Raw genomic sequence first — 25,500 nt, forward strand, 5'->3', positions numbered from 1 at the left:
CCCTTTTGTATTTTTAAACCAAAAAGCCTTATAATTGTTAATTATAATTAGCGAACCAATACGAGCATGCCATTAATAAACGAATTTTCAACTGTTCCTACCTTGCTGCGGAATGTTGTAAAAAACATCCATAAACCTCAAGAAACCTTTTTGATCCATAAACAAGGTGCAGAATGGGCTGAAATTTCTTATGAAGATACTTTAAAAAGAGCCGACGCTGTTTCTGCTTTCTTTTTAGAGAAAGGAATAAAAAAAGGCGACCGATTAGGATTAATGATTGAGAATTCTCCTGAGTACGTATATTATGACCAGGGAATACAGCAGATCGGTGTAATTAACGTATCCATTTACCCCACGCTTTCTGAACAGGAAGTAGCTTACATCATTAACGACTCTGGCATAAAAGCTATTCTTATTGGGAATAACTTTCTATACCGCAAAGTATTAAAGGTAGCAGCCAATTGCAAACAGTTAAAATATATTATTCCCGCCTTTAAAGATTTTGAAAAAGTTGTTATTCCAGAGGATGTACATGTAGAAGTTATAGCCTTTTCTGATATCCTGGCGCTTAAACATCAGGTTACGGCAGCCGAAAGGGCTGACATTGACCAATGCAGAAGTTTGGTTTTACCTGAAGATGTTTCCTCTTTAATTTACACCTCGGGAACAACAGGAACGCCAAAAGGTGTAATGCTTACCCATTATAACTTTGTTAAGAATGTGGAGGTTTGCTTGCAACAGATCCCTGTGATTGATCAAACGGAAACTTTCCTTTCCTTTCTACCGCTATCGCACGTATTCGAGCGTACAGCAACTTACCATGTTTGTTGCGCACAAGGCTGTAAAATTGCATTCGCACAGAGTTTAGAGTTATTGGCCAAAAACATGGGTGAGGTCCGTCCTACTGTGATGAGCTGCGTTCCACGCCTTTTAGAACGCATACACGATAAAGCGATTAAAGGAGGAACTGCTGGTGGAGGTACAAAAGCAAAAATATTTACCTGGGCTTTAGAAACAGGCAATAAGTACCGTTTAGCAAAAGAGGCCGGCAAAAACCCGGGCTTCATTTTATCAGCCAAAAAAGGAATAGCGGAGAAATTGGTGTTCAGTAAAATTAAAGAAAAAACAGGTGGCCGTTTAAAGTTTATGATTTCGGGTGGTGCCGCTCTACCTAAAAATGTTGGTGAATTTTTTGGTGATCTGGGCATTAAAATACTGGAAGGATTTGGCTTGACAGAAACTTCGCCCGTAATGTCGGTTACCGAATACCACCGACAGGTTTATGGCACTGTTGGTCGCGTAATTCCAGGAATTGAAGTGGGCATACAAGATGTTGAGACTAAAGAAATGCTTAGCATCCAAACACATAATACTTTTAACGAAGAATTTGAATGCGCCGAAGGTGAAGTAATTGTACGCGGTCATTGCGTAATGAAAGGTTACTTTAACAAACCAGCAGAAACTGCCGAAGCGATAGATAAAGACATGTGGTTCCATACCGGAGACATTGGTCGTTTTTATAAAGGTAATCTGCAGATTACAGACCGCTTAAAAAACATGATCGTAAATGCTTACGGCAAAAATGTTTACCCTACCCCGGTAGAAAACATTTATCTGAAAAGCCCAAAAATTGATCAGCTTTTTTTAATTGGAGATAAACGTGAGTTTATTACAGCAATTATTATCCCAAACAGGGAAACCTTGGAAGAAACCTTTAAACTTAAACCATCATTTTTTGAAGAGGCTGATCCTTTCATCCGCGATCAGGAAATTATAGATTGGATGGAACAGGACATCAAAAAAATATCAAACGAGCTGGCTAAATTTGAGCGCATTAAAAACTTTAAGATCAAGCGTAATCCTTTCAATATAGATGAAGGAGAAATTACTCCTACCATGAAAGTTAAACGCCGTATTGTAGAAAAGAAATATGCCGAAGCCATTAACGAAATGTATGAGGAAGGTATAGAAGCTGAATCATAATTAAAAAAGGGTCATCATTACAAAATTAGTATGATGACCCTTTAATTTTTTGCTGCATTTGTAAGAATCAGTTACAAATCCATTCCATTTGCGTCTGTTGTTAATATTTCGCTCATATAATCAAAGAAAGGCCGCATGTTTTTAAATTCCTGATTACAATACCCTAGGAATTCTTTACTCAAAACTTCCTCATCTGTAAATCGATGAACTAACAAAAACTGTTTATAACGTAGCAGATCGATATCCTGGTGGTCTCCATCAAAACCTTTCGGAGCTGTTTTCAATTGTTCGCCCTTCAAAGTCTCGAAAGAAGCAATAAAAGTTTTATCATTTAATATTTCTCTTAAAGGCTCGGCATCAAAACTTATATTTTCCCTTATCAGTTTCAAATCTTGAGGAGAAGGCCCGAAAAAGCCACCGGCTACAAAACTATTACCTGGTTCGATATGAAAATAGTAGCCACCCCTTCTTTGTTTACCTGCACGTTTAAAACTTCCGCTCCAATGTGTTTTATAAGGTGTTTTATCATTTGAAAAACGGGTATCCCGATAAATCCGGTATAAACTTTTCTTTCCCGATGGTGTTTCAATTACATCATGGGTATTCATCAGATCTAATAAATCCTGTGCAAAAGATTCTATATATGCATGTTCTTTCAGGTAAGCTATTTTATGGTCGTTAAACCACTCACGTTCGTTGTTATTTTTTAACAACCTTAAAAACTCAAAACTAGAAGGTGGTATTTGTTTTATATCGGGCATCGTTTTTTAAATGGCTATTCATGTGCAAACAAATATAACATCTGTGAAACACTAAATTCATATCGCTAAAAAAAATTACCCGATGAAATACTTAAAAACTTCAGATGGATTCTGACAAAGGAATAGCTATTAGACCAAAGAAACCATATAAAGCTTTAATAAATAAATTCCCAATGACGAATTATGAAACAGATATATTTAATAGCTTTATGTATCATTTGCCAAAACAATGAAACACGATTTATTTTTTGAACAGGTTTGGGATTTAACCAGAGAAATACCCAAAGGAAGGGTAACATCATACGGAGCGATTGCAAAAGCCATTGGCACGCCTAACCTATCGAGAATGGTTGCCAGAGCCATCGGTGCTTGTGGGGCAGCACAGTCTCCTGTACCTTATTATAGGGTAATCAGTAGCAACGGCTTGCTCAGCGGCGATCCATCATCTACAGCTAAAAGACAGGAGCTCCTCGAACGCGAAGGGGTTGAAATTAAAAACCTGAAAGTTCAAAACCTTAAAAAGGTATTCTGGGATCCGTTAATTGATATGGAATAAATACTGATGGGAATTTCTGACAATCCATATTTTTTATCTCATCGGATTTAACATGCTCAAATACGATGTTATATCTAATAAAGCATTTAGTAATTACAATAGCTTTCTTATCTTTGCAACCATCGGTTTTAAATGGATAGTTAATTGCTACTGAAAATTGAATTTTTTCCAACATTAATTCAAAATTTAATCAGCTAATTATTTCTTTTTCATTAAAGCACCAAAATTTAACAATAACAAAAAATGCAAAAGCATTACTTTTGCAAAAAATACCTGAAATGAGTATAGGATTATCAGAACAAGAAGTATTACGACGTGAGTCGCTAAAACAATTACGTGCGTTAGGCATTGAGCCTTATCCTGCAGAAGCTTATGAAGTAAATGCTTATGCGGCAGATATATTAGCCAATTATGAAGTAGATAAGACAGCATACAAGACCGTAGTATTAGCAGGTAGAATTATGAGCCGTAATATTATGGGGGCTGCTTCTTTTACGGAGTTACAGGATTCTACCGGCAGAATTCAGATCTACTTAAAGCGTGATGAACTTTGTCCTGGTGATGATAAAACCTTATACAATACTGTATTTAAAAAACTTTTAGATATTGGCGATTTCATCGGAGTTAAAGGCTATGTATTCACTACACAAACAGGAGAAATTTCTGTACATGTTACTGAATTTAAGGTGCTTTCCAAATCACTACGTCCCCTACCAATCGTTAAGCGCGATGATGAAGGTAATGTTTATGATGGATTTACCAATCCGGAATTGCGCTACCGCATGCGTTATGTAGATTTAACGGTAAATCCTGATTTTAAACAGATCTTTATCAAACGTAGCAAGGTGATCAATACCATGCGCAATTATTTTGATAACCAGGGTTGGATGGAAGTAGAAACGCCTATACTACAGCCTATTCACGGCGGTGCTGCTGCGCGTCCTTTTGCCACACACCATAATACTTTAGATATGCCGCTTTATTTGCGTATTGCAAATGAGCTTTATTTAAAAAGATTAATCGTTGCAGGTTTTGATGGCGTCTATGAATTCGGTAAAATGTTCCGTAATGAAGGGATGGACCGTACGCATAACCCTGAATTTACTTCAATGGAAATTTACGTTGCCTATAAAGATTATATCTGGATGATGGCAATGGTTGAAGAATGTTTAGAAAAAGTAGCTATTGCCACAACTGGTGCAAGTGTAGTTAAAGTTGGTGCCAACGAAATTAATTTTGAAGGACCGTACGAAAAATTAACCATGTACGAGTCGATCCAAAAATATACCGGAATTGATGTGTCGGCGATGACAGAGGAAGAAATTGCGCAGACGTGTAAAGATTTAGGTATCGAAATCGATGATACAATGGGCCGTGGTAAATTAATTGATGAAATTTTCGGTGCTAAAGTTGAAGCGAATTTAATCCAGCCAACCTACATTACCGACTACCCGATCGAAATGACACCGCTGGCTAAAAAGCACCGTACTGCAGAAGGTTTAGTAGAGCGCTTTGAGCTATTTGTTAATGGCAAGGAGATTGCCAATGCTTATTCAGAATTAAACGATCCTATTGATCAAAAAGAGCGTTTAGAAGATCAGTTAAAATTAGCTGCCCGCGGAGACGATGAGGCCATGGCCATGGATGACGATTTTGTACGTGCATTAGAATATGGCATGCCACCAACTTCGGGTTTGGGTATTGGTATTGATCGTTTGGTGATGTTAATGACCAACCAAAGTACCATCCAGGAAGTTTTATTCTTCCCGCAGATGCGACCTGAGAAAAAGAAAATAGAAATGACACCTGAAGAAACAGAATTATATGCATTGGTTTCGGAAGGCGAACAATACCTGTTAACTGAAGTAAAAGGGAAACTGGCCGATTGGAGTAATAAAAAATGGGATACAACCTTAAAAGCTTTAACAGGAAAAGGAATTTTAAAAGTTGCCAAAACAGACGACGGCTTATTCCTATCTCATAAATAATTCAATCAGAGACCCGAAAAACGGAATTCTGGATTTGATTTTAACAAAAACATAACATAAACTTAAAAGGCTTGCTAACAATTGTTTAGCAAGCCTTCTCTATATTTACAGCAATCGATAATTAAAATCATTGCGATATGAATACGTCAAGTTTAGAAATCAACGAAAGAGAATACTGCATTAAATTAAGCAAAGATGCTTTTGATTTAACGCTGGTACGTCAGTTAATAAAAAGAATCCAGGCCGAAGCTTTATTCTTCTCAAGAGTACAAGCCGAAGAAGAAGATATCTTAAGCAAAAGAACTCAAAGAGAAGAATTTGAAGGATTCGATTATTTAGGGGATAAATAGTCTGTTTTCAGTTGGGAATTTCCAGTTAGCAGTTAATTTAACGATTAACCGGCTAACCGCTTTAAACAATTAACCAGTTAACCAATTTATACAGTTACCCTGATTAGTCCACCTCTAAAGTTCCCTCTACCGAATCATCCATTGTTTTTCCTGTTAATACCGACGCTGCCATCTTTAAAAATGCAACGGCAGTGCCGTGTTTGGTATCCCAATAGTATCCCTCCGAAGGGATAACCTTGATTAAGGTAATATCAGGATCGTCTTTCCCTCCCTGAAACCATGTTTTGATAAACGGGCTCCAAAGCTCATCGATTTTAGCCTGATCCCTGCTGATTTCTGAAATCCCATAAATATTTACAAAACCCGAGTGCGCTCCGGCCTGAAACAACAGATGTGTAAAAGGATCAGTTGAAATCTCATTATTTTTATGACTGTCTTTCATGCTCATAAACCATATATTTCCCTCATCATCGACCTGCTGAATGGCCATTGGCCTTACCGATAAGGGTACACCAGTTTTAATATTCGTGCAGAAAAAACAGCTTTCGGCCTTTTCGGCTAGTGTTCTCAGTTTTTCGATGGCTTCTTTTCCGCCTAAATCTTTGATGTTATTTTCTTCCTGAGTATTGTTGGTACTCCCTTCTTGTGATGTTGCCATAGTATTAGATTTTATATAAACTACAATGGAAAATGGAGTTTAGTTTTAATTTTTTGAGAAGAGCAAGTGGCGAATGGCGTTAAGCGGAAAGCATAACGTCTGATTTATTGACCAAAAATTATGGAGTTTTAATCAAAGGCAATATCTTTAATTAATGGATAATAAGAAACCTGTACCATTTACTGCTGAAATTAAGATTATTGGCATCAATCCTTTTGTATTTGTAACGGAAGAAGCACTAAACTATGTTTTCCACCAGGCAGGGAAAGATAAAGGTCGGCTTCCAATTACAATGAAAATTGATGGACATGAGTTCAAGCAAACCCTGGTAAAGTATGCTGGCGATTGGCGTTTGTACCTGAATACCCCTATGCGAAAAGCGGCAGGTAAAGATGTTGGAGATACCGCAAGCTTCGAAATTGAATTTGATGCTGAAGAACGATCAATAAGGATAAACCCTAAGTTGGAACAGGCATTAGTAGAAAATAAACAAGCTAAGGATGTATTTGACGGCCTTGCCCCCCATTTACAGAAGGAAATTATACGTTATATCGCCAATCTTAAAACGGAAGAATCGGTAAACCGTAATGTAAAAAAGGCTATTCAGTTTCTCTTGGGTAAAGAAAGATTCATCGGCAGAGATGGAATTTAGAGAAAAATAGTACCATAACTACAGCGTCGCCACCCTAAACCCGTTATTGATTATAATAGTACAAAGGCCAATTGTTAACTGTCCTTTGTACTATAATTTTGTTTTACAACAATCCGCGTTTTTTAAGCATTGGCTTAATATCAGGATTATGTCCCCTGAAATTAAAAAACATTTTGCCAAGATCTTCGGTATTTCCTTTGGACAGAATCATATCCCTAAAACGCTGACCATTTGCCCTGGTTAATCCCCCATTCTCCTGAAACCACGAAAAAGCATCATTTTCAAGCATAGAAGTCCAGCTATAGGCATAATAACCTGCAGCGTAGCCGTTACTCCAGATATGCAGAAAATAACTGGAGCGGTAACGTGGAGGCACATATGATAAATTTAGATTGGTTTTCTTTAAAGCCTCGGCTTCAAATTTATCGACATCCTGCAATGGTGAACCCGGAGAAATCGTGTGCCACTGCATATCCAGATCGGCCGCTGCCAATGCTTCAGTAAAAATATAGCCCTGGTTAAACGAACTCGCCTTTTTAATTTTATCTAACAAAGCCTGCGGCATCTGTGCTCCGGTTTGATAGTGAAGGGCATAATTCTTTAGTATTTTCGGATCGGAAGCCCAGTGCTCGTTAAATTGGGAAGGAAATTCTACATAATCGCGGGCTACATTTGCACCAGAAAGACTGGGATATTGCTGGTTGGCAAACAGACCATGTAAACCATGCCCAAATTCATGGAACATAGTTGTAACATCATCGAAACTAATTAATGCTGGTTTTCCTGTTTCGGGTTTGGTGAAATTGCAGACATTATAAATAACCGGTATCGTGCCGAATAGCTTAGATTGGGGAACAAGGTTATCCATCCAGGCACCACCATCTTTATTATCACGCTTGTAGTAATCACAATAAAACAGACCGAGCTGTTTCCCATCTTTGTCTATCACATCAAAAACACGAACATCTTCCTGGTAAACAGGTAAATCTTTACGTTCTTTAAAAGTAATGCCGTAAAGTTGTGTTGCAGCATAAAAAACGCCGTTGATGAGTACTTTATTTAACTCGAAATAAGGTTTAACCTCGTTTTCATCTAAATCGAATTTTGCTTTGCGAACTTGTTCAGCGTAAAAGTCCCAATCCCAGGGGGCCAATTTAAAGCCACCTTTTTGCTGATCGATTATAGCTTGTATATCTGCCGCTTCACTTTTTGCCTTAGCGGTAGCAGCTGGAATAACTTTACTAAAAAAATCTTCTACTGCTTCAGGTGTTTTAGCCATCTGATTTTGCAATTTCCAAGCCGCATAATTTTTAAAGCCAAGCAATGCAGCCTGAGCAGAACGGATCTGCGCAATTCTTGAAATTATTTTACGGGTATCATTTGCGTCGCCTTTTTCTGCCCTGTTCCATGATTTATTAAAAAGTTCTTCTCGCTTGGCACGATCGGTCATTGATTGCAATTCGGGCTGTTGGGTAGTATTTTTTAAACCTTTACCTGCTGCCTGTAACTGCGCAGTAAACTTCGCGCTCAAAGTAGCTTCTTCTTTATTCAGCTCCTTAAGCTTGTCTTTGTCAGCATCAGAAAGCTTTGCTCCTGCCAGTTCAAATTTCTGGTAATAATACTCCAGTAAACGCAAAGATTCGGCATCCAGTTTCAGCTGATCCTTCTGTTTGTAAAGGCTTTCTACCCGATTAAAAAGTTTGGTATTCAAATAAATAGCATCAGTGTTTGCAGTTAATTTAGGAGCCTCCTCTTCTTTAACCTTTTGCAATTCGGGATTGGTATTGGCACCCGTAAGTAGGTTAAAAACCATACTTGTCCGGTTCAAAAGTTGTCCGCTTTTTTCGATGGCCAGAATGGTATTTTTAAAATTTGGTGCCTCAGTTTGTTCAGCAATTTCCTGGATTTCTTTCATCTGCTGCTTCATTCCTTCTTCCAGCGCGGGTTTAAAATCGCCGTTTTTGATTTTGTCGAACGCGGGAGCCTGAAAGGCAAGTTCGCTTGCTTTAAAAAAAGGATTAGCCGATGAAAAGCTTTCATTGCTTTCTTCAGCATCTTTTTTGTTATTACAAGCACCTAGAATGGCTAAGAAAGCCAACACAGGTAAATAAGATACTTTTTTCATGAATATTTAAAAGTTAGATTATTCATAAAAATAGTAATTTATACGCCGCAATTTTCAATAAACAAAACTGAGCTGAAACAAAAAAGCCATTCCGGTTAAGAAATGGCTTTAAAATTTTATCTGTAACGGACTTGCTGTTGCTTGTCCATCATGCCCATCTGATCTTTCATTTGTTTAATCTGATCGGCTAGTAATTTATTTTTATCTGCTTTTTTCGCTTCGGCAAGATACATGGTAGCTTCGCGTTTGTTACGCTTAGCCATTGCAATGCCCGCTAAACTTAATTTTGCCAAAGCAATGTTATGATCCATTTGCATGCCCAATGCAAGCGATTTCTTGAAATACTTTTCACTTTGCATCGGTGCTGTTCTGCTTTCAATTAACCCGATCAATAAGTTATAATAACCATGTTGAACTTTAATCAACTGGGTTTCGTAATTGGTAATCCGATCTAAAAACATTTTTGCTTTAGGCATGTTATCTTTTCTAAGAAACCATTGTGCTAAAAGCATGTTCTCATTAAAGAAATAAGTTACCAGTACAATTATTCCCAATAAAATGGCAACAATTCCCCATGGCCAAAAGCCGAAAATAAATAAAGCTACTGCGCCACCCAGTAAAGCAAACCCCGCAATTAATCTGATAATATTTGGCATAAATTTTATTCTAATTATTTTTTTTTGCAAATATCGTGTTTAAATGGCAGAAATTAGATTTTAAAACAATAATTTCATTAAAAATTTAAAAGTTCAAAAAAACCGTCTCTTAAATATGAAAATCCTATTATCCATCACCCTAATCGTACTTGCAATGAACGTTTCTGCACAAGAAGTTAATAAAAAAATCCACGATCAAGTCCACAATAAAGATATTCTGATTAACACCTGTACACGTGAAGGAATTACCGCTTTTCCTGAGTTTAAAGAAATGTACGACCCACTTTACGCGGCATATGTACCCGATGCAGCAACCATGATCGAATTGAAAAAACTGGTTAAAAACGAAAAAATAAAAATTGTTTTAGGCACCTGGTGCGGCGACAGCAAAGCAAACGTACCGAATTTCTTTAAAATTTTAGATGCCTTACATTTTAAAGGGAAAAACGTAGAAATTATTGCAGTCGACGGAAATAAAAAAGCTGAAAACGGCATTCTAGATGGCCTGGATATTGTAAGGGTACCAACTTTTATTGTTTTTGATAAAAAAGGAAAAGAACTGGGACGGATTATAGAGGGGCCAAAAACAACACTCGAGGGCGATTTACTGGCGATATATAAGAAGAAATCTTAAACTTTTTGAGAAGATTTTGGTTCATAGTTTAATGGTACATGGTTGATGGCTAATAGCCTATCGCCTGACTGTCACCAAACTATTGACTATAACCTATTAAACCATCAACCACATTACATTTACACATCATACATAAAAAACATGTCTGCAGCATTAGAACCAGGTTGGTTAGCCGTTTTAGAGGAAGAATTTGAAAAAGACTACATGAAAAGCCTTAAGTCTTTTTTACAGGAGGAGAAAAACAATGGTGCAACGGTTTACCCAAAAGGCGGTGATATTTTCAACGCATTAAACACCACACCATTTGATCAGGTAAAGGTTGTGATTTTAGGTCAAGACCCCTATCATGGTGTTGGACAGGCGCATGGGCTTTCCTTTTCCGTACAACGCGGTGTAGCGGTTCCACCTTCGTTAAAAAACATTTACAAAGAACTGGAAACTGATATTGAAGGTTTTAAAACACCAAACCATGGGCACTTAACACATTGGGCAGAACAGGGCGTCTTGTTGTTAAATGCAACTTTAACCGTTCGTGCTTCGGAAGCAGGCTCACATCAAAACCGTGGCTGGGAAATTTTTACTGATGAAATTATTAAGGCTTTATCACAGAAGCGCGAGCATATCGTATTCCTTTTATGGGGTAAATATGCGCAACAAAAAGCGGCTTTAATCGACCAGAAAAAACATTATGTACTTACAGCTGCTCATCCATCACCATTTTCTGCCTACAATGGCTTTTTTGGATCTAAACATTTCTCGAAAGCAAATCAGCTTTTAGTACAAAACAACTTAACACCTATCGACTGGAACTTACCAGCCTAATGAATACTTACTTTATCAGCGGTTTAGGTGCCGATAAAAGGATTTTTTCTAAGCTAAAGCTGGACGAGAAGATCAATATAATTCATATAGATTGGATTACACCAAATAAAAATGAATCATTAGTTTCATATGCTCAACGACTATGTAGCGTAATAGACTTAAGCCAACCTTTTGCTTTGGTTGGCGTTTCTTTTGGCGGAATGATTGCTGTAGAAATTGCGAAATTATTGAATCCTACAACAACGATTATCATTTCGAGTACAATGTTGAGTGCTCATCTGCCTGCATTATACCGCTTTGCAGGCAAGCTTGGACTGTTAAAATTTATTCCTGCCAGACTCTTAAAATCATCGAATAAACTTACTCAGAATTACTATTTCGGCACACGTTCGAGCAGCGAAAAAACATTACTAAGCAGGATTATAAAAGACACAGATCCTCATTTTCTAAAATGGGCAATTGGGAGTATTTTAAGCTGGAGCAACAAAATCAAACCTAAAAACATCTATCACATCCACGGCACTAATGATAAAATTTTATATTCAAAAATTGCTCAGCCAGATTTTGTGATCCAAAATGGTACCCATTTTATGGTTTATCAAAATGCTCAGGAAGTCTCAGGAATTATTAATAGAGTAATATTGAATAACGAAATCGATTAACCTTACTCGATACATCACCCTGAATTTAATTCAGGGTCTTAATAGCAAGAAAGATGCTGAAATAAATATTAAAGAGAACTTTATATAAAACCGTCGTCATCTCGACTGAAGCGTAGCGAAATGAAGAGATCTGTCTAGTTAGATTTCTCGACTGCGTTGCACTCCGCTCGAAATGACGACCCGGCGCGGCTTGTCATCGCCATCTTATTATATTTAATGGTTAAGTCTAATACTCCAACGGCACGATTGGTTCTTTTTTCGTGGTCGACATGATCATCATTGTTTGGAAAGTTTTAACCACAGAAATCTTACTGATTTTATCCATAATTAAACGTTCGTAAGCTTTAATGTCTTTCACATAAACCTTTAACAGAAAATCAGCCTGACCAGTAACGTGATGGCACTCAGTGATTTCCTTGATTTGATTTACTTCATCCAAAAAGATCTGAATGGTGTTATTTTTATGAAAATCGAGTTGAATCTGAATAAAGGTTTTTATACCTAAACCTAGTTTTTCTTCATCTACCAAAGCATGGTAACTTTTAATATATCCTGCCATTTCAAGCTTGCGCACACGTTCTAAAGTTGGTGCAGGTGATAAACCAATTTCCTGTGATAAAAGCAAGTTGGTAATTCTTCCGTTCTCTTGAAGAATTCTTAAAATTTTAAAGTCAATTTTATCTAATTCAGATGCCATATGGTGTTAAAGGTATTTGAGAATACAAACATAACCAAATTATATTCTAAATTTTAACATAATTTATCATATATATTTTAAATAATATTTTTTAGATTTACCTAAAAATAAAATTAGATAAACATAAATGCAAAGTTACACGGAAGAGAACTATCTAAAGACTATTTATCATCTGGCAGAGAAAACAATAAATGTTCAAACCAATGCTATTGCAGAGCAAATGCAAACTAAACCAGCATCGGTTACCGACATGATTAAGAAATTAGCAGACAAAGGTTTAGTTGATTATATTAAATACCAAGGCGTTACCTTAACCGAAATAGGTAAAAATACAGCGATAGATATTGTACGTAAACATCGCTTATGGGAAGTTTTTTTGGTAGACAAATTAAACTTTAAGTGGGATGAGGTACATGATGTTGCTGAAGAGTTAGAACATATTAAATCAATTGAGCTGATTGAAAGACTAGACGAGTTTTTAGGCTTTCCAAAGGCCGACCCTCATGGCGACCCTATTCCAGATAAAAACGGAAGATTTGCCAAAACACAGTTTATTAAATTAATCGAACTAAAAATAGGCGATCAGGGCACCATTACAGGTGTTACCCAGCATAGCTCGGCATTTTTAAAACATTTAGAAAAACTAGGCTTAACCTTAGGCAAAAAAATCCAGATCAGCGACGTGACCGATTTCGATGGTTCAGTAGAAATCCTGTCATCCGATAAACAAGTTAATATTAGTAGAGAAGTTGCAAAACATATTTTAATCAGCAGTAATGGCAAAAACTGAATCGTTAAGTGAAGTACATCAAAGTGTAAATACAGATAAAAGAAAAGGCTGGAGGAGAATTTTAGCTTTCATTGGCCCTGCTTATTTAATTAGTGTTGGCTACATGGACCCGGGTAACTGGGCAACCGATTTAGCTGGCGGTAGTAAATTTGGCTACCAATTAATTTGGGTTTTACTAATGTCTAACCTCATCGCGCTACTGTTACAATCGTTAAGTGCCCGTTTGGGGATAGTAAGAGGGCTGGATTTAGCACAGGCATCTAAACAAGCTTATCCGCGTTGGGCCAATATTCCATTATTTGCCTTAGCACAAACCGCAATTATAGCCTGCGATTTAGCCGAAATTATCGGGATGGCCATTGGTTTACAGCTCCTTTTTGGATTGCCATTAATCTGGGGTATTTCAATTACTATTTTCGATACCATTTTACTACTCTTTTTACTCAATAAAGGTATGCGCGCCATGGAAGGCTTTATTGTTTCGATGGTTTTTATTGTCGGTATTTCCTTTCTGGTTGAAATGTTTATTGTAGAGCCCTCGCTTAAAGAAGTAGCAAAAGGTTTTGAGCCATCTATATTAAATGGCGATGCACTTTATATTGCCATCGGGATTATTGGCGCCACCGTAATGCCGCATAACCTGTATTTACATTCATCTTTAGTACAGACCAGGAAGATTGAACGTAGCAATAAAGGGATTAAAGAGGCCTTAAAATTTAACCTCATTGATACAACAGTTGCATTAAACCTTGCTTTTTTTGTTAACGCCGCTATATTGATTCTTGCTGCAGCTGCCTTTTATAAAAATGGGTTACATGAAGTGGCCGAAATTCAGGATGCGCATAAACTACTTTCGAACATTTTTGGCAATGTTGCCCCAACCCTATTTGCCATAGCGCTAATCGCCGCTGGGCAAAGCTCTACTGTTACCGGAACTTTAGCAGGACAGATTATTATGGAAGGCCACATTAATTTAAGGATTCAACCTTGGTTACGACGTATGATCACCCGTCTTTTAGCTATTATCCCGGCATTTTTCACTATATTACATTATGGCGAAAACGCACTTGGTGGCTTGTTGGTATTGAGTCAGGTGGTATTAAGTTTGCAATTGGGTTTTGCCATTATTCCATTAATTCATTTTACATCAGATAAAAACCTGATGAAAGATTTTGCAATTAAACCATGGGTTAAGGTATTGGCATGGGCAAGTGCGCTAGCTATTATCGCATTGAATGTGAAACTTGTAATTGAAGAAATAAGTGGCTGGGCAAAAGAGGCCAACAACTGGTGGATTTATGTGATTGTAATACCAGCATTAATCCTGATCGTTTTACTCCTGCTTTATGTTTTCTTCCACCCGTTATTAGAAAAGAAAAGAAATGCTTCAAAACAGATTGTACCGCATGGGAATGCATTGGATATTGGAAAAATAGACAAAATCAGTTATAAGCGGATTGGAATTGCCGTAGATTTTTCTAAAAACGATCGAAACACCATCCGGCATGCTTTAATTCAGGGTGGTAAAGATGCACACTATTACCTGATCCATATCGTAGAAACTGCTGCTGCCCGCTATCTTGGTAACGAAGTAATGGACCACGAGACGCAGAGCGATGCTGCTAACCTGGAGAAATACAGAGCTAACCTAGAAGATCTCGGATATGATTCTACACCTTTTATCGGTTTTGGAAGTACCGGTAAAGCCATAGCCGATATCAGCAACAAAAATGAGATGGAACTATTGGTAATGGGAGCACATGGCCACAAGGGCTTAAAAGACCTTATTTTCGGTACTACTGTCGATTCCGTAAGGCATAAGGTAAATATTCCGGTTTTGATTATCAGATAGGTAACTAGCTTAAATATTAAGCTTAGCTATATTATATTAACCAAAAATAGTATAGGATTATTTATTGATTACAGTCATTAGCTTTTTTACACCACCATCTCCTGATTGGTACATCAGCAGCTTACCAGCTGAAGAATACAAGTACATTGACGGGTATTGCTTTGGCAAAAAGGTTGGGATAAACATGCGTTTTTTATCCTGCAATACCAATACATTAGGCTTGGTGTTTAAACCCTTGGCATAAGAATTGAAAAACTGCGGAATGATATACCCCTCATCCATGGTAATCATGTAAATATTAACGTCTTTAAACCTGGCGTAATTGGTATTCAGATTTTTACTTTCCCTCTGACAATGCTCACAGGTACAATCAAATAAGATAAATAGGTTCTTTTTTCCTTGTTTAATATCATTATTTGAAAATGGTTTTCCGTCCAGTTTGTAAAAGGTAAACTGCGGCAATAAAGTAGGTTGCTGTGCTTCCACCTGAAAAGTAACGGCTAACAATAAGATTAAAAGTAGGTTCCTGAATTTCATTTTTGATATTTAAAGTCCAAACTTAAACGAATAAATACGAACATAATAATATATCCTTAGCTTTTACAAACAGATGAACATTTTTATTGATCAACATTAGTTACCTGAAGCTTAAAAAATCATTGAAATATTGTGGAAATGAAAGCCAGTTTTTCATGGCTGTTGTAGTCCCGCCATCCGCTTTACTTCGTTGCACTGCGTGTTCGCTCCTGTCGGGTTTAGCGAGCAAAGGGCCGTTGCCAAACAGTACCGTCCTTATTTATCGGGATGTGAAAGATTTATTTTCTTGCAGAACCCAAAGTTAAATAAACCCGATTGACGCGGAAACCAAAAGCTTTTTCTGCTTTTGTTGCAGCAAAAAGCGGGACTGAGGCTGCCAAAAGAACTGCCCGTACATTTCCAAATCATAAGACACTAAAAAATATTGCAGTTTGCATAAAAATAAACTGTAACCGCTACAAGCCTTAACTTAATGTGATTAAAACTAAATTATCACATCAATTTTTAGGATATTTGCAACCCGGCATGTATAATTTATACCATTGCTGAATATTACAACAACATATACTTTATTACAATTTTGAAAAACGACATCAACATAAAGAATAAAAGAGCATATTTCGATTACAATCTTTTAGATAAATACGTAGCAGGGATTGCGCTTTTAGGAACTGAAATAAAAGCAATCAGACAAGGTAAAGCCAACATGACCGATGCATTTTGCATGTTTATTGGCGGCAATCTTTATGTGCGCAATCTTCATGTTTCCGAATACACGCACAGCTCTTTCTATCATCACGATATTAAACGCGACCGCGCCTTATTACTACAGAAAAAAGAAATTAGAAAATTAAAGCTTAAAGGCGAAGAAAAAGGTTATACCATCGTTCCATTACGTATTTTCATCAACGAAAGAGGTTTCGCTAAAATAGAAATTGCACTGGCTCAAGGTAAAAAAGAATTCGACAAACGCGATAGCATTAAGGATAGAGATACCAAACGCGAGTTGGATAGAGCGATGAAAAGATAGGTTAGTCTACAGTCATGAGTCTTTAGTCCTGAGTCCAAATCGACTAAAGACTGAAGACTTCGGACTAGGGACTTAAACTACTACCACGCTTGGTCGCCCACTAAAGGCACAAACCTAAAGGTATCCAACACAATCTTTTCGTAGTCGGTTTCGCTTACGCGAATAACAGTAACCATTTTCTGGGTTTTCTCATCTCCAACCGGAATGACAAGAATACCACCTATTTTTAATTGTTTTAATAATATCTCTGGAACCAATGGAGCACCTGCAGTAACGATTATTTTGTCGTACGGTGCGTGTGCAGCAATTCCTTTCGAACCATCGCCACAATAAAAAGTAGGTCGGTAGCCCATTCCAGGTAAAACCTGAATGGTTCTATTGTAGATATTTTCCTGTCTTTCGATGGTAAAAACATTTGCACCCAGTTCCATTAAAATGCAGGTTTGATAGCCTGACCCCGTTCCGATCTCGAGTACCTTATCTCCTTTTTTAATATGCAACAGCTCACTTTGGTAAGCAACGGTGTAAGGCTGGGATATAGTTTGCCCATCACCTATTGGAAAAGCAATATCTTTGTAGGCTTGGTTCCAAAAAGTTTCATCAAAAAAGAAATGCCGTGGAACTTTACCTATGGCTGTTAACACATTTTTATCTTCAATTCCGCGAGATTTTAACAACTCAACCAGTTTTTTTCTCGCTCCACGTTCCCGGTAATTATCAACAAATTTATACGCCATGAGCTTCAAAATTAGCTTTTTTTAACGGTGATACAAGATAAAGAAATCCACATTACCGTAAGTAACACTAAATCAAAACTTAAATTAGTAATTAATACGGATCTACATCTATTTGAGTAAAAACGCCTTTAAATTCTTTGGTGGCATTAAATTGGGTCAGGGTTTCTCTTAATGCATCTTTAACTTTTTGAATGGCAGTATGCTTATCAGCCTTGATAATGATCTGTTTGATATAAAGATTCCGTACACGGCTTACCAGAGGTTGTTCAGGACCTAAAACCCGTTTACCAAATTTTCCTTTAAGGATATTGGCCAGCGTGAATGCCGCGTGATCTAAAACATGAGAATCTTTATGTTTTACATACAGGAATATCATTCTGGAAAAAGGGGGATAAAGAAATTTCTCCCGTTCTACAATTTCGTCGTTGTACATCCCCTCATAATCGTTGTTCACCACCTGCTTGATAATACGGTTTTCGGCATCGTAAGTCTGGATACAGACATTACCCTGATCGGCCCTTCTGCCTGCCCTACCTGCAACCTGCGCCAACAACTGGAAACTCCTTTCGTAAGCACGGAAATCGGGGTAACCTAAAAGCGTATCGGCATTAATTACCCCAATAAGATTCAGGTTATCGAAGTCCAATCCTTTGGCCACCATCTGTGTGCCGATTAAAATATCGGTTTTCTTTTCTTGAAAGTCGTTTAAGATCTGTTGGAGCCCATTTTTTGTCCTTGTACTGTCCATATCCAACCGGGCAATGGTAACTTCTGGGTAAAGTAACCTGAGTTCTTCCTCAATACGCTCGGTACCAAATCCTTTTTGCTCCACATGCACCGAACCACAGGCCGGACAGATATTTACGCTACTTTGCTGATAGCCGCAATAATGGCAATGCAATTTGCCACTGCTCTTATGATAGGTTAAGCTTACATCGCAGTTTACACATTTTGGGGTATAACCACAGGTTGCACAGATTAGAATGGTGGCATAGCCCCTCCTGTTCTGAAATAACACAATCTGCTCTTTTTTAGAAAGTGCCAGGTCGATATCCTTGATCAACACGCTTGAAAAATACGAGCTCATTGTTTTTTTCTTCGTTTCTTCCGAAATACTTACCACTTGCTGGTTCGGAAGTTGAACACCACCGAAACGCTCTTTCATCTCTACAAGTCCGTATTTGCCCTGTAAGGCATTATAATAACTCTCTAATGATGGCGTAGCCGAACCTAAAACCACTTTGGCCTGGTGCAGATAACCAAGGTAAATGGCTGCATCCCTGGCCTGGTAACGTGGTGCCGGGTCGTATTGTTTGTAAGACGGTTCGTGTTCTTCATCAACCACAATTAATTTTAAATCCTGAAATGGAAGAAAAACGGCTGAGCGGGCACCAAGAATTACCTTATATGCACCGGTTCTTATCTTATTCCAGATTTCTACCCTTTCGCTATTGTTGAATTTAGAATGGTACACTCCGATTGAATTCCCAAAATAACGCTTAATTCGTTCTACAATCTGTGTGGTTAAGGCAATTTCGGGGAGCAAGAACAATACCTGACCATCTGTATTTTGAATGATTTTTTCAATCAGCTTGATATAAACCTGTGTTTTTCCGGATGCGGTAACACCATGTAGCAAAACCACCTCTTTCTCTTCAAAATATCGGTTAATCTGGCTTAATGCTTTCTGCTGCCCCTCGTTCAGCTCGAAATTCACACTGAATTCTTCATCGTGAGCAGCCAGGCGACTAACCGGTCTTTTCATTACCACAAAAATATGTTTATCGGTTAAAGCCTTTAATGCTGCTGGTCCACAATTACTTTCTTCCAAAAGCTGTTCTTTAGAGATCGGCAGATTTGATTTTTGTAATTTCAGGTAAGCCAATAAAGCGTCTAATTGTTTAGGCGCCCTATCCAAAACATTGAAGAGCTGCTTTAGATTTTCTTCATCGCTATAAAAATCATTTAAAATGATGAACGATTTAAGTAAAGGTTTATATTTCTGCACCACCTCTTCAGCTACCAGAACCAATTCTTTATCGAGCAAATGATTGATGATCGGATATACTGTTTTCTGTCCGAGGAGCTTGGAAACATCATTTACAGTAAGTTTCTGCTGCTGTTTTAGTGCATTGACAATGATTTCTTCCTTATCGGTAAGTTCGGTGTCTTCATTGTAATCTTCGCGAAGAATCAATATGGTTTCGCTGGCCAGATTTAAACTTGCAGGCAAAGCAGCCGCCATTACATCACCTTCATTGCACATGTAATAATTGGTCATCCATGTCCAGAATTTAAGCTGCATGGGTGTAATTACAGGCTCAGTATCTACTACATCGATAATATATTTTGCTTCGTAAACCGTTGGGGGTACGGTGCTAATTCCGCTAATTAAAGCCGTATAAATTTTATGTTTTCCAAACTGAACAACCACACGTTTTCCGACGGCAACCTGATCGTTTAAATCGAAAGGTACCCGATAAGTATAGTTTTTCGCCAAAGATAATGGCAAAATAACTTCAACAAAAAGTGTTTCTCTTTCTGCAAAAATATCGTTTTCGAAAGTATTCATTATTTATCTTTAAATGCCGCAAAAAAGAGCATTATCCATCCCAATACAAATAAAAGCCCACCAATTGGCGTTATTGGGCCAATAAATTCAGTAAATCCCAGGTGTGATATGCTTCGGGTAGCCAATAGATATAACGACCCTGAAAAAAGGATAATTCCAAATGTGAAGCAGAAATAAGCGATATTAATGAGCTTATTCCGATAACGGGCAAAGGTAGAAAGATACAATAATGCAAATGTATGATAGAACTGATAATCAACGCCTTTTTGCCAAATTTCTAATGATGGTCCATCAATTAGGGTCTTTAAGCCATGAGCGCCAAATGCGCCCAGCAAAACAGCAACAGCACCAAAAAAAGAAGCAGTAAGGATTATTCGTTTATTCATAGTTATTTGCTAGTAGCAATCGCTAAATTAATAAATTGACAAAGAACTTCTCACTAATCAATGTAATAAATTAAATTTGTTGCACAGCAGATGAAAAAAATCGTAATTCTAACAAGCACATTATTTTTAGGTGTAGCCTTTATGGCCTACGTCTATTTTTCGAAATTAGGAATTGATAATGATGCGAAAGACCTGGCGCTGCAATCGGCAACTAATAATGCCGCATTGGTATTTTCTTTTCAGAATGACAAAGGTTTTTACGACATCATTGAAGCGCAACAGCTTATCCAACAGGTTTTAGGGATGGATAAAATGAACCTATTAAAGCAGCTAAAAACAAGTATTATTGACGATAATCTGCTAAACCGATACCTGAAAGATCAACAGGTTTATATTAGTGTGCTGCCAGACTCGAATAAAACCCTGAACTTCTTAATCACTGTACAGATACAACGTGATAATGACATCAAAAAATTCTACGAACAGTTAAAATTTAAAAAAGCGATCAGCGAAAATGCTAAGGACCTGTACACGGTGAAACTCAATGACAGCTTATCGGTTTATTTAGGCGTTCATGATCAGGTATTAACAGCTTCAACCTCGCTCAAACTGATCCATGATGCCAATGTACGTTTAACAGAAAACCCCTTTACCGAATATATTAAGGAGAATAACCGTCAAATTAAAAATGTGCTCACTCATGTTTATATCAATTTTAACCAGGCGCCCTTATTGCTCAAAAATATTATTGCAGGTAACATTAATGGAGAAATTTCAATTTTTAATAAACAGAACAGTTTTGCCGTACTTAATTATAATTTTAGCAGAGAAAAAATTCTTTTCAGTGGAAATACAGAGTTAAAAGATCAACATAATTACCTTAAATTGTTCGAGAACACAGCTGCACAAAATACATCCATACAAAACATCCTCCCAAATAACACGGCAAACTATGCACTTTATGCTTATGATGATTATGGTAAATGGCTTAAAAAGTTGAATAGTTGGCAGGAACAAACGAAAATACTTCCCAAAACCAATGCGGTAATAAAAAAGGTAAAAGATGAATACAGAACAGATTTAAATTCGATATTCACCACTTACACGAAAAATCAATTTATTCTTTTTCAGTTAAGCACTAGCGAAAAACTAGGTGCAATTTCATTATCAGATGGGGAAAAAGTAAAACAGTTGTTGCTTGATGTAAGTGCAGATTACAATGATGACATTAAGCTCTTTAAATCATCTGATATCCTGTTTAGTTACTTTGGCGAACCATTTAAAAAATTCGGCAGGCCATATTATACCATTGTGGATAATAACTTGGTTGTGGCCAATAATGCGAGTACAGTTCAATCATTTTTAAACGATTATAAGCATAACAGGCTCTTAATACAAACCCCTCAATATTTAGATGCAGTAAACCAGATTTCAACCACTTCGAATGTGAGTTATTACATCAACACCAAAAATTCGGCAGATATTTTCAGGAACAATATTCAGCTTCCATTTTATAAACATTTGAGGGCCGATAGCGGTTTAAAAAGTTTCGATACTTTTTACTACCAGATGAGTGCAGACAAAAACAAATTTATCACTAACTTGCTTTTAAACAAATATTTAAAGCCAGAAATACCAGATTCGTTAAGTAACCGTTAATAAGGAAACAAGCCCAGAAAACTATTTTACATGAAGAAACTTTTACTTGCGTTACTGGCAATAGCTAGCTTCGGGGTTGCAAATGCACAACAATATGCCCTATTTGGCACTAAAACTATGTTTGATGCATTCGAAAACCCATCTCAAAAATCATTCACCCTCGATTCATCCCGAAAATTTTCTTCCAATTTCTTCCTGCCCTATTTAGGAACAAATGCCATTAATAAAGGAAGTTCTAAGTTTGCCATAAGAAAATTAACACAGGAAGGTGTTTTTGATACAAGAAGTTTACCGATCGGTACTGGAGAAGTGAACCATTTTTTCGAAAACAGCAATATTTACGTAGCCGCATTCAGGCTTTTCAAATCTTATAAGTATCAAAAAGAAATGGGCTTTTCGTGGCAGATCAGGTCTGATGCACATATCGATTATACTAACGAAGCGCTGGCTATTTTTGATTCGTTCGAAAGATTTAATTCCAACCAGCAGTATACCGGAATATTTGATACCAAAGGCTATGAACAAAGTTACCATCAGTTTAGCTTTACCTATCGCGAAAACTGGAACAAAAGGTTGGCCTTTGGTTTAAAAGCAAGTATACTGAGTGGGATACTTTATAACAAATTAAACGTTGCTGACTCTTATTTATATATCGATCCTGAATCGGATGCCCTCTTAATTGGCTTAAGAGGAACCTATTCCAGCAATTTTTCTGACTTTAATGAGGTAGATAAGAAAAATTTCTTTCCTAACTTTAAAAACCCAGGACTATCATTAGGTTTTGGAGCCAATTACACCACTAAAAAAGGCTTATTTTTAATGGCGAATGTTAAAGATCTGGGTTTTATCTGGTGGCGGAGCAATACACAGCGTACTACGATAGATCAATCTAAAATAATTGAAAATTTAGAGGACCAGTCTAATACCAACCAGGAAATAAAGGACATTTTTCTGCTTTCAGAGCAGAGTAAAAAGTTTTTGGCACCTACAAATGCCAAACTGGATGTTTATGTATCTAAACGGTATGGATTTTACAAACCAGGATTAGCCGTTTCGAAAAACCTGTTTTACAAAGGTGGAGATATTGCTTTTGTAAATACTTTTATTGCCAGCGATTTTTCTGGCAGTGTTACCCCGCTGTATAACTTAAATGGTGTTTTTATGGTCGGTTTGCAAGGGAAATACCAGACGCCAAATTTCGAATTGTTTATGGGTACCGATAATTTAGTAGCTACCAGTTTCCAAACTTATGGATTAATTAAAAAAGATGCTACTGTAGGCAGCGGCCCTAATGGCGCTTCTTTTTATATGGGAGTGGGCATTAAATTTGGCAACGTGGTTAACCATCCGCAGTTTGCCGATGTAATACCCGGCATAAATGACAATGAAGGCGGAAGTTTCTTTAAAAGTTTGTTTTCGATCTTTAGAAGAAAATAAACGGTTTAACCCTGTGCTTGTTGTTTTTTAGATTGCGTAACAACAAAATCTTTCAGGTAAAAAGGTTCGAAATAGGCTACATCTTCAAATTTACTGTTGCTGAAAGCTTCGTTAGCTAACCGCGACATGTATTTTGCAGCATTGAAATTGGCCTCATCAAACTTTACATTTTGATGTGTTAAAACTTCAGCACACTTAGCTGCCCCATCACCCAAAAAAGTAACAGTTTGCTGCGTGAGATAATCAGCAAAACTTGTTTCATCAATAATTTTTGCTTCAGTTGGCGTGATTACGTTTAAAGAACGGTCAAAAATTGAGGTATACACTTCCATTCGGCGGGCATCGATCATTGGACAGATTAAACCAGAATAATCAGGATTTTCCACCAGGTAACCTGCAGCCATCATTTCTAAGGTTTCGATGGCAATTAATGGCTTATCCAGTGCATAACAAAGGCCTTTAGCTGTAGAAACACCAATCCTTAATCCAGTATAAGACCCTGGCCCTTTACTTACAGCAATGGCGTCTAACTCTGGGTAACTTAGCCCTGCAGTTTTAAGCACTTCATCAATGAACAAGGTTAAATTAGCAGCATGCAGGTTTTGTCCTTTTTCCTCTTTAAATGAAATAGTTTCGCCGTTGACAGATAGCGCTACCGAACAAATTGCTGTAGCAGTTTCTATTTGAAGTATTTTAGCCATTGCGCAAAGATATTAAAAAATGGATGTAGTCGGAAGTCCGATGTCTGAAGTTAATTCAGTTTAGCGGTTAGCGTTTGGGGCCAAATTACCTTTGGTGATGTGTCATCCTGAGCGTAGTCGAAGGATCTTTATAATTGAAATGAAATAGATTTCTCCGTTCCGCTACGCCACAGTCGAAATGACGGCCGCGTTAACTATAATCAAATGACTAATGAATCAATAACCAATGAGCGATGGCAACAAATGAACTAATGACCATTAAACTAATGAACGCCGCTATGGAACCGGATCGTGACCATGTTTACCCCACGGATGACAACGGCCAATGCGTTTCAGTGCCAGCCAACCACCTTTAAATGGTCCGTGCTTTTTAATGGCTTCTATCCCATACTGCGAGCAAGTTGGCGTAAACCTACAATTTGCACCCAACATCGGCGAAATGGCATATTGATACACCTTGATTAAACCTAAAAAAAACCATCCGAAAATTTTATTGATGAATTTCATTTGGCTGGATTAAATTTTGAAAGCGTTTAAAAGTAGCAACCAGTTTTTTCTCTATGAAGGCAAAATCATATTTTTCTTTACCTACAAACTGAATAGAAATCAAAAGCAATCCCCTGTCAGTAGGCAAAGGCATATATAATTTATCTTGTTTATTGAGGCGATAAGCTTCGCGTATGCGGCGCTTGAGCAGATTGCGGTCTACTGCCCGTTTATATCTTTTTTTAGGGACGTTGATTACTACCTGTGCTTGCACATCAGCTGGTTGATCGACAAAAAGATAAGAAATCCGGAAGGGGTATAATAAAAAAGAAGAACCGTTTTTAAACAACAGGTCTAAATGTTTCCTGCTGCATAACCGTTCTTCTTTCCTGAATGTGTACATATATTTTTGATTGATAACTGCAGATTTTGATCTGCCGATCCCGAATTAACGGAAAAGCAATCAAAAATTATGCTTTATGCTTGCGTTCGTCAGAAACTGTTAATCTTTTTCTTCCTTTAGCACGACGTGATGCTAATACTCGTCTGCCGTTAGCTGTTGCCATTCTTTCGCGGAAGCCGTGTTTGTTTCTTCTCTTTCTTTGCGAAGGTTGGTATGTTCTTTTCATGACTGTATATTATCTATTGTAAAATTAAGAGGTGCAAATATAAAGCGATTTCTCTACAAATGCAAGAGTGATTAATTATTATTTTTTCTATTTAATGCAAATGTAAAAAATCTTTTGAAAAAAAGGGCTAATGTTCTCAT

26 protein-coding genes are annotated in these 25,500 nt (G+C 37.3%); 13 read left to right on the plus strand and 13 right to left on the minus strand.

Annotated elements, in window-relative coordinates; translation table 11 throughout:
- Positions 1–66: 66 nt before the first annotated feature.
- Positions 67–1,983, plus strand: a complete 1,917-nt coding sequence (locus ACN9MR_RS12225) for an AMP-dependent synthetase/ligase (RefSeq protein ID WP_426329953.1) — start codon at positions 67–69, stop codon at positions 1,981–1,983.
- Positions 1,984–2,054: 71 nt separating this feature from the next.
- On the opposite strand, the gene ACN9MR_RS12230 is transcribed toward ACN9MR_RS12225, so the two are convergent.
- On the minus strand, positions 2,055–2,744 hold the full coding sequence (locus ACN9MR_RS12230; protein WP_426329954.1) for a DUF2461 domain-containing protein: 690 nt from the start codon (positions 2,742–2,744) through the stop codon (positions 2,055–2,057).
- Positions 2,745–2,973: 229 nt separating this feature from the next.
- On the opposite strand from ACN9MR_RS12230, the gene ACN9MR_RS12235 reads away from it, so the two are divergent.
- The 3 genes from ACN9MR_RS12235 to ACN9MR_RS12245 all read left to right on the plus strand — a co-directional run bounded on the left by ACN9MR_RS12235 (position 2,974) and on the right by ACN9MR_RS12245 (position 5,638).
- Positions 2,974–3,300 carry an MGMT family protein gene (locus ACN9MR_RS12235; protein ID WP_167294883.1) on the plus strand — a complete coding sequence of 109 codons (327 nt, stop codon included), beginning with the start codon at positions 2,974–2,976 and terminating at the stop codon, positions 3,298–3,300.
- Between the two features lie 278 nt (positions 3,301–3,578).
- A complete protein-coding gene (gene lysS, locus ACN9MR_RS12240) occupies positions 3,579–5,288 on the plus strand; it encodes a lysine--tRNA ligase (protein WP_426329955.1) in 1,710 nt (569 codons plus the stop codon).
- A 137-nt stretch (positions 5,289–5,425) separates the two neighbouring features.
- Entirely contained in the window at positions 5,426–5,638 is a 213-nt protein-coding gene (locus tag ACN9MR_RS12245; protein WP_426329956.1) for a hypothetical protein, read from the plus strand.
- 103 nt (positions 5,639–5,741) lie between these two features.
- Here the strand turns inward: ACN9MR_RS12245 and ACN9MR_RS12250 are convergent, their stop codons facing one another.
- Complete coding sequence (locus ACN9MR_RS12250; RefSeq protein ID WP_426329957.1) at positions 5,742–6,296, minus strand: pyridoxamine 5'-phosphate oxidase family protein; 555 nt, start codon at positions 6,294–6,296, stop codon at positions 5,742–5,744.
- A gap of 154 nt (positions 6,297–6,450) precedes the next feature.
- Here ACN9MR_RS12250 and ACN9MR_RS12255 point away from each other — a divergent pair, with 154 nt between their 5' ends.
- Positions 6,451–6,948, plus strand: a complete 498-nt coding sequence (locus ACN9MR_RS12255; RefSeq protein WP_426329958.1) for a YdeI/OmpD-associated family protein — start codon at positions 6,451–6,453, stop codon at positions 6,946–6,948.
- A gap of 103 nt (positions 6,949–7,051) precedes the next feature.
- Here ACN9MR_RS12255 and ACN9MR_RS12260 read toward each other — a convergent pair whose 3' ends face one another.
- Both ACN9MR_RS12260 and ACN9MR_RS12265 read right to left on the minus strand, forming a co-directional pair.
- A complete protein-coding gene (locus ACN9MR_RS12260; RefSeq protein WP_426329959.1) occupies positions 7,052–9,073 on the minus strand; it encodes a M3 family metallopeptidase in 2,022 nt (673 codons plus the stop codon).
- A gap of 116 nt (positions 9,074–9,189) precedes the next feature.
- Positions 9,190–9,729, minus strand: a complete 540-nt coding sequence (locus ACN9MR_RS12265) for a DUF2892 domain-containing protein (protein ID WP_029280631.1) — start codon at positions 9,727–9,729, stop codon at positions 9,190–9,192.
- 115 nt (positions 9,730–9,844) lie between these two features.
- Between ACN9MR_RS12265 and ACN9MR_RS12270 the strand changes: the two genes are divergently transcribed.
- The 3 genes from ACN9MR_RS12270 to ACN9MR_RS12280 all read left to right on the plus strand — a co-directional run bounded on the left by ACN9MR_RS12270 (position 9,845) and on the right by ACN9MR_RS12280 (position 11,847).
- Complete coding sequence (locus ACN9MR_RS12270) at positions 9,845–10,363, plus strand: thioredoxin family protein (protein ID WP_426329960.1); 519 nt, start codon at positions 9,845–9,847, stop codon at positions 10,361–10,363.
- A gap of 141 nt (positions 10,364–10,504) precedes the next feature.
- Positions 10,505–11,185 (plus strand): uracil-DNA glycosylase, encoded by a 681-nt coding sequence (ung, locus tag ACN9MR_RS12275; RefSeq protein WP_426329961.1) that lies wholly within the window; start codon positions 10,505–10,507, stop codon positions 11,183–11,185.
- The gene (locus ACN9MR_RS12280; RefSeq protein WP_426329962.1) at positions 11,185–11,847 is read left to right on the plus strand and encodes an alpha/beta fold hydrolase; all 663 of its coding nucleotides are present in this window, start codon (positions 11,185–11,187) and stop codon (positions 11,845–11,847) included. The genes ung and ACN9MR_RS12280 overlap by 1 nt, the downstream gene beginning before the upstream one ends.
- A 226-nt stretch (positions 11,848–12,073) precedes the next feature.
- Here the strand turns inward: ACN9MR_RS12280 and ACN9MR_RS12285 are convergent, their stop codons facing one another.
- Positions 12,074–12,544 carry an Lrp/AsnC family transcriptional regulator gene (locus tag ACN9MR_RS12285; RefSeq protein WP_025142637.1) on the minus strand — a complete coding sequence of 157 codons (471 nt, stop codon included), beginning with the start codon at positions 12,542–12,544 and terminating at the stop codon, positions 12,074–12,076.
- 127 nt (positions 12,545–12,671) lie between these two features.
- Here ACN9MR_RS12285 and ACN9MR_RS12290 point away from each other — a divergent pair, with 127 nt between their 5' ends.
- Both ACN9MR_RS12290 and ACN9MR_RS12295 read left to right on the plus strand, forming a co-directional pair.
- Positions 12,672–13,334, plus strand: coding sequence for a metal-dependent transcriptional regulator (locus ACN9MR_RS12290; RefSeq protein ID WP_426329963.1), 663 nt, complete (start codon positions 12,672–12,674; stop codon positions 13,332–13,334).
- Entirely contained in the window at positions 13,321–15,186 is a 1,866-nt protein-coding gene (locus ACN9MR_RS12295) for an Nramp family divalent metal transporter (RefSeq protein WP_426329964.1), read from the plus strand. The genes ACN9MR_RS12290 and ACN9MR_RS12295 overlap by 14 nt, the downstream gene beginning before the upstream one ends.
- A 57-nt stretch (positions 15,187–15,243) precedes the next feature.
- Here ACN9MR_RS12295 and ACN9MR_RS12300 read toward each other — a convergent pair whose 3' ends face one another.
- Positions 15,244–15,723, minus strand: a complete 480-nt coding sequence (locus ACN9MR_RS12300; RefSeq protein ID WP_426329965.1) for a TlpA family protein disulfide reductase — start codon at positions 15,721–15,723, stop codon at positions 15,244–15,246.
- A 580-nt stretch (positions 15,724–16,303) separates the two neighbouring features.
- On the opposite strand from ACN9MR_RS12300, the gene smpB reads away from it, so the two are divergent.
- Complete coding sequence (gene smpB, locus ACN9MR_RS12305) at positions 16,304–16,753, plus strand: SsrA-binding protein (RefSeq protein WP_029279869.1); 450 nt, start codon at positions 16,304–16,306, stop codon at positions 16,751–16,753.
- 80 nt (positions 16,754–16,833) lie between these two features.
- On the opposite strand, the gene ACN9MR_RS12310 is transcribed toward smpB, so the two are convergent.
- From ACN9MR_RS12310 to ACN9MR_RS12320, 3 genes are all read right to left on the minus strand, one after another.
- On the minus strand, positions 16,834–17,490 hold the full coding sequence (locus ACN9MR_RS12310; RefSeq protein WP_426329966.1) for a protein-L-isoaspartate(D-aspartate) O-methyltransferase: 657 nt from the start codon (positions 17,488–17,490) through the stop codon (positions 16,834–16,836).
- Positions 17,491–17,581: 91 nt separating this feature from the next.
- Entirely contained in the window at positions 17,582–20,062 is a 2,481-nt protein-coding gene (gene priA / locus ACN9MR_RS12315) for a replication restart helicase PriA (RefSeq protein WP_426329967.1), read from the minus strand.
- Positions 20,062–20,448, minus strand: a complete 387-nt coding sequence (locus ACN9MR_RS12320) for a DUF423 domain-containing protein (RefSeq protein ID WP_276898347.1) — start codon at positions 20,446–20,448, stop codon at positions 20,062–20,064. Before ACN9MR_RS12320 ends, priA begins: the two co-directional genes overlap by 1 nt.
- 90 nt (positions 20,449–20,538) lie before the next feature.
- Here ACN9MR_RS12320 and ACN9MR_RS12325 point away from each other — a divergent pair, with 90 nt between their 5' ends.
- Both ACN9MR_RS12325 and ACN9MR_RS12330 read left to right on the plus strand, forming a co-directional pair.
- Positions 20,539–22,107: a hypothetical protein gene (locus ACN9MR_RS12325; protein ID WP_426329968.1), complete on the plus strand. Its 1,569-nt coding sequence runs from the start codon at positions 20,539–20,541 to the stop codon at positions 22,105–22,107.
- Between the two features lie 30 nt (positions 22,108–22,137).
- Positions 22,138–23,544, plus strand: a complete 1,407-nt coding sequence (locus ACN9MR_RS12330) for a DUF5723 family protein (RefSeq protein WP_426329969.1) — start codon at positions 22,138–22,140, stop codon at positions 23,542–23,544.
- A 5-nt stretch (positions 23,545–23,549) separates the two neighbouring features.
- Here the strand turns inward: ACN9MR_RS12330 and tsaB are convergent, their stop codons facing one another.
- From tsaB to rpmH, 4 genes are all read right to left on the minus strand, one after another.
- Positions 23,550–24,245, minus strand: coding sequence for a tRNA (adenosine(37)-N6)-threonylcarbamoyltransferase complex dimerization subunit type 1 TsaB (gene tsaB, locus ACN9MR_RS12335; protein WP_426329970.1), 696 nt, complete (start codon positions 24,243–24,245; stop codon positions 23,550–23,552).
- A gap of 276 nt (positions 24,246–24,521) precedes the next feature.
- Positions 24,522–24,752 (minus strand): membrane protein insertion efficiency factor YidD, encoded by a 231-nt coding sequence (gene yidD / locus ACN9MR_RS12340; RefSeq protein WP_108201106.1) that lies wholly within the window; start codon positions 24,750–24,752, stop codon positions 24,522–24,524.
- Positions 24,736–25,134: a ribonuclease P protein component gene (locus tag ACN9MR_RS12345; protein WP_426329971.1), complete on the minus strand. Its 399-nt coding sequence runs from the start codon at positions 25,132–25,134 to the stop codon at positions 24,736–24,738. The genes yidD and ACN9MR_RS12345 overlap by 17 nt, the downstream gene beginning before the upstream one ends.
- A 67-nt stretch (positions 25,135–25,201) precedes the next feature.
- Positions 25,202–25,360: a 50S ribosomal protein L34 gene (gene rpmH / locus ACN9MR_RS12350; RefSeq protein ID WP_010601723.1), complete on the minus strand. Its 159-nt coding sequence runs from the start codon at positions 25,358–25,360 to the stop codon at positions 25,202–25,204.
- Positions 25,361–25,500: the final 140 nt, after the last annotated feature.

It is taken from the genome of Pedobacter sp. R-06, assembly GCF_049913135.1.
Taxonomy (GTDB): domain Bacteria; phylum Bacteroidota; class Bacteroidia; order Sphingobacteriales; family Sphingobacteriaceae; genus Pedobacter.

Excerpts from the sequence above, each read along its gene's own strand:
- yidD (WP_108201106.1), bottom strand. The coding sequence starts at position 24,752 with ATGAAATTCATCAATAAAATTTTCGGATGGTTTTTTTTAGGTTTAATC.
- ACN9MR_RS12280 (WP_426329962.1), top strand. The coding sequence starts at position 11,185 with ATGAATACTTACTTTATCAGCGGTTTAGGTGCCGATAAAAGGATTTTT.
- ACN9MR_RS12250 (WP_426329957.1), bottom strand. The coding sequence starts at position 6,296 with ATGGCAACATCACAAGAAGGGAGTACCAACAATACTCAGGAAGAAAAT.
- ACN9MR_RS12285 (WP_025142637.1), bottom strand. The coding sequence starts at position 12,544 with ATGGCATCTGAATTAGATAAAATTGACTTTAAAATTTTAAGAATTCTT.
- ACN9MR_RS12270 (WP_426329960.1), top strand. The coding sequence starts at position 9,845 with ATGAAAATCCTATTATCCATCACCCTAATCGTACTTGCAATGAACGTT.
- rpmH (WP_010601723.1), bottom strand. The coding sequence starts at position 25,360 with ATGAAAAGAACATACCAACCTTCGCAAAGAAAGAGAAGAAACAAACAC.
- ACN9MR_RS12235 (WP_167294883.1), top strand. The coding sequence starts at position 2,974 with ATGAAACACGATTTATTTTTTGAACAGGTTTGGGATTTAACCAGAGAA.
- ACN9MR_RS12245 (WP_426329956.1), top strand. The coding sequence starts at position 5,426 with ATGAATACGTCAAGTTTAGAAATCAACGAAAGAGAATACTGCATTAAA.
- ACN9MR_RS12260 (WP_426329959.1), bottom strand. The coding sequence starts at position 9,073 with ATGAAAAAAGTATCTTATTTACCTGTGTTGGCTTTCTTAGCCATTCTA.
- ACN9MR_RS12330 (WP_426329969.1), top strand. The coding sequence starts at position 22,138 with ATGAAGAAACTTTTACTTGCGTTACTGGCAATAGCTAGCTTCGGGGTT.
- ACN9MR_RS12225 (WP_426329953.1), top strand. The coding sequence starts at position 67 with ATGCCATTAATAAACGAATTTTCAACTGTTCCTACCTTGCTGCGGAAT.
- ACN9MR_RS12255 (WP_426329958.1), top strand. The coding sequence starts at position 6,451 with ATGGATAATAAGAAACCTGTACCATTTACTGCTGAAATTAAGATTATT.
- ACN9MR_RS12325 (WP_426329968.1), top strand. The coding sequence starts at position 20,539 with ATGAAAAAAATCGTAATTCTAACAAGCACATTATTTTTAGGTGTAGCC.
- ACN9MR_RS12320 (WP_276898347.1), bottom strand. The coding sequence starts at position 20,448 with ATGAATAAACGAATAATCCTTACTGCTTCTTTTTTTGGTGCTGTTGCT.
- ACN9MR_RS12265 (WP_029280631.1), bottom strand. The coding sequence starts at position 9,729 with ATGCCAAATATTATCAGATTAATTGCGGGGTTTGCTTTACTGGGTGGC.
- ACN9MR_RS12230 (WP_426329954.1), bottom strand. The coding sequence starts at position 2,744 with ATGCCCGATATAAAACAAATACCACCTTCTAGTTTTGAGTTTTTAAGG.
- priA (WP_426329967.1), bottom strand. The coding sequence starts at position 20,062 with ATGAATACTTTCGAAAACGATATTTTTGCAGAAAGAGAAACACTTTTT.
- ung (WP_426329961.1), top strand. The coding sequence starts at position 10,505 with ATGTCTGCAGCATTAGAACCAGGTTGGTTAGCCGTTTTAGAGGAAGAA.
- ACN9MR_RS12290 (WP_426329963.1), top strand. The coding sequence starts at position 12,672 with ATGCAAAGTTACACGGAAGAGAACTATCTAAAGACTATTTATCATCTG.
- tsaB (WP_426329970.1), bottom strand. The coding sequence starts at position 24,245 with ATGGCTAAAATACTTCAAATAGAAACTGCTACAGCAATTTGTTCGGTA.
- lysS (WP_426329955.1), top strand. The coding sequence starts at position 3,579 with ATGAGTATAGGATTATCAGAACAAGAAGTATTACGACGTGAGTCGCTA.
- ACN9MR_RS12310 (WP_426329966.1), bottom strand. The coding sequence starts at position 17,490 with ATGGCGTATAAATTTGTTGATAATTACCGGGAACGTGGAGCGAGAAAA.
- ACN9MR_RS12345 (WP_426329971.1), bottom strand. The coding sequence starts at position 25,134 with ATGTACACATTCAGGAAAGAAGAACGGTTATGCAGCAGGAAACATTTA.
- ACN9MR_RS12300 (WP_426329965.1), bottom strand. The coding sequence starts at position 15,723 with ATGAAATTCAGGAACCTACTTTTAATCTTATTGTTAGCCGTTACTTTT.
- ACN9MR_RS12295 (WP_426329964.1), top strand. The coding sequence starts at position 13,321 with ATGGCAAAAACTGAATCGTTAAGTGAAGTACATCAAAGTGTAAATACA.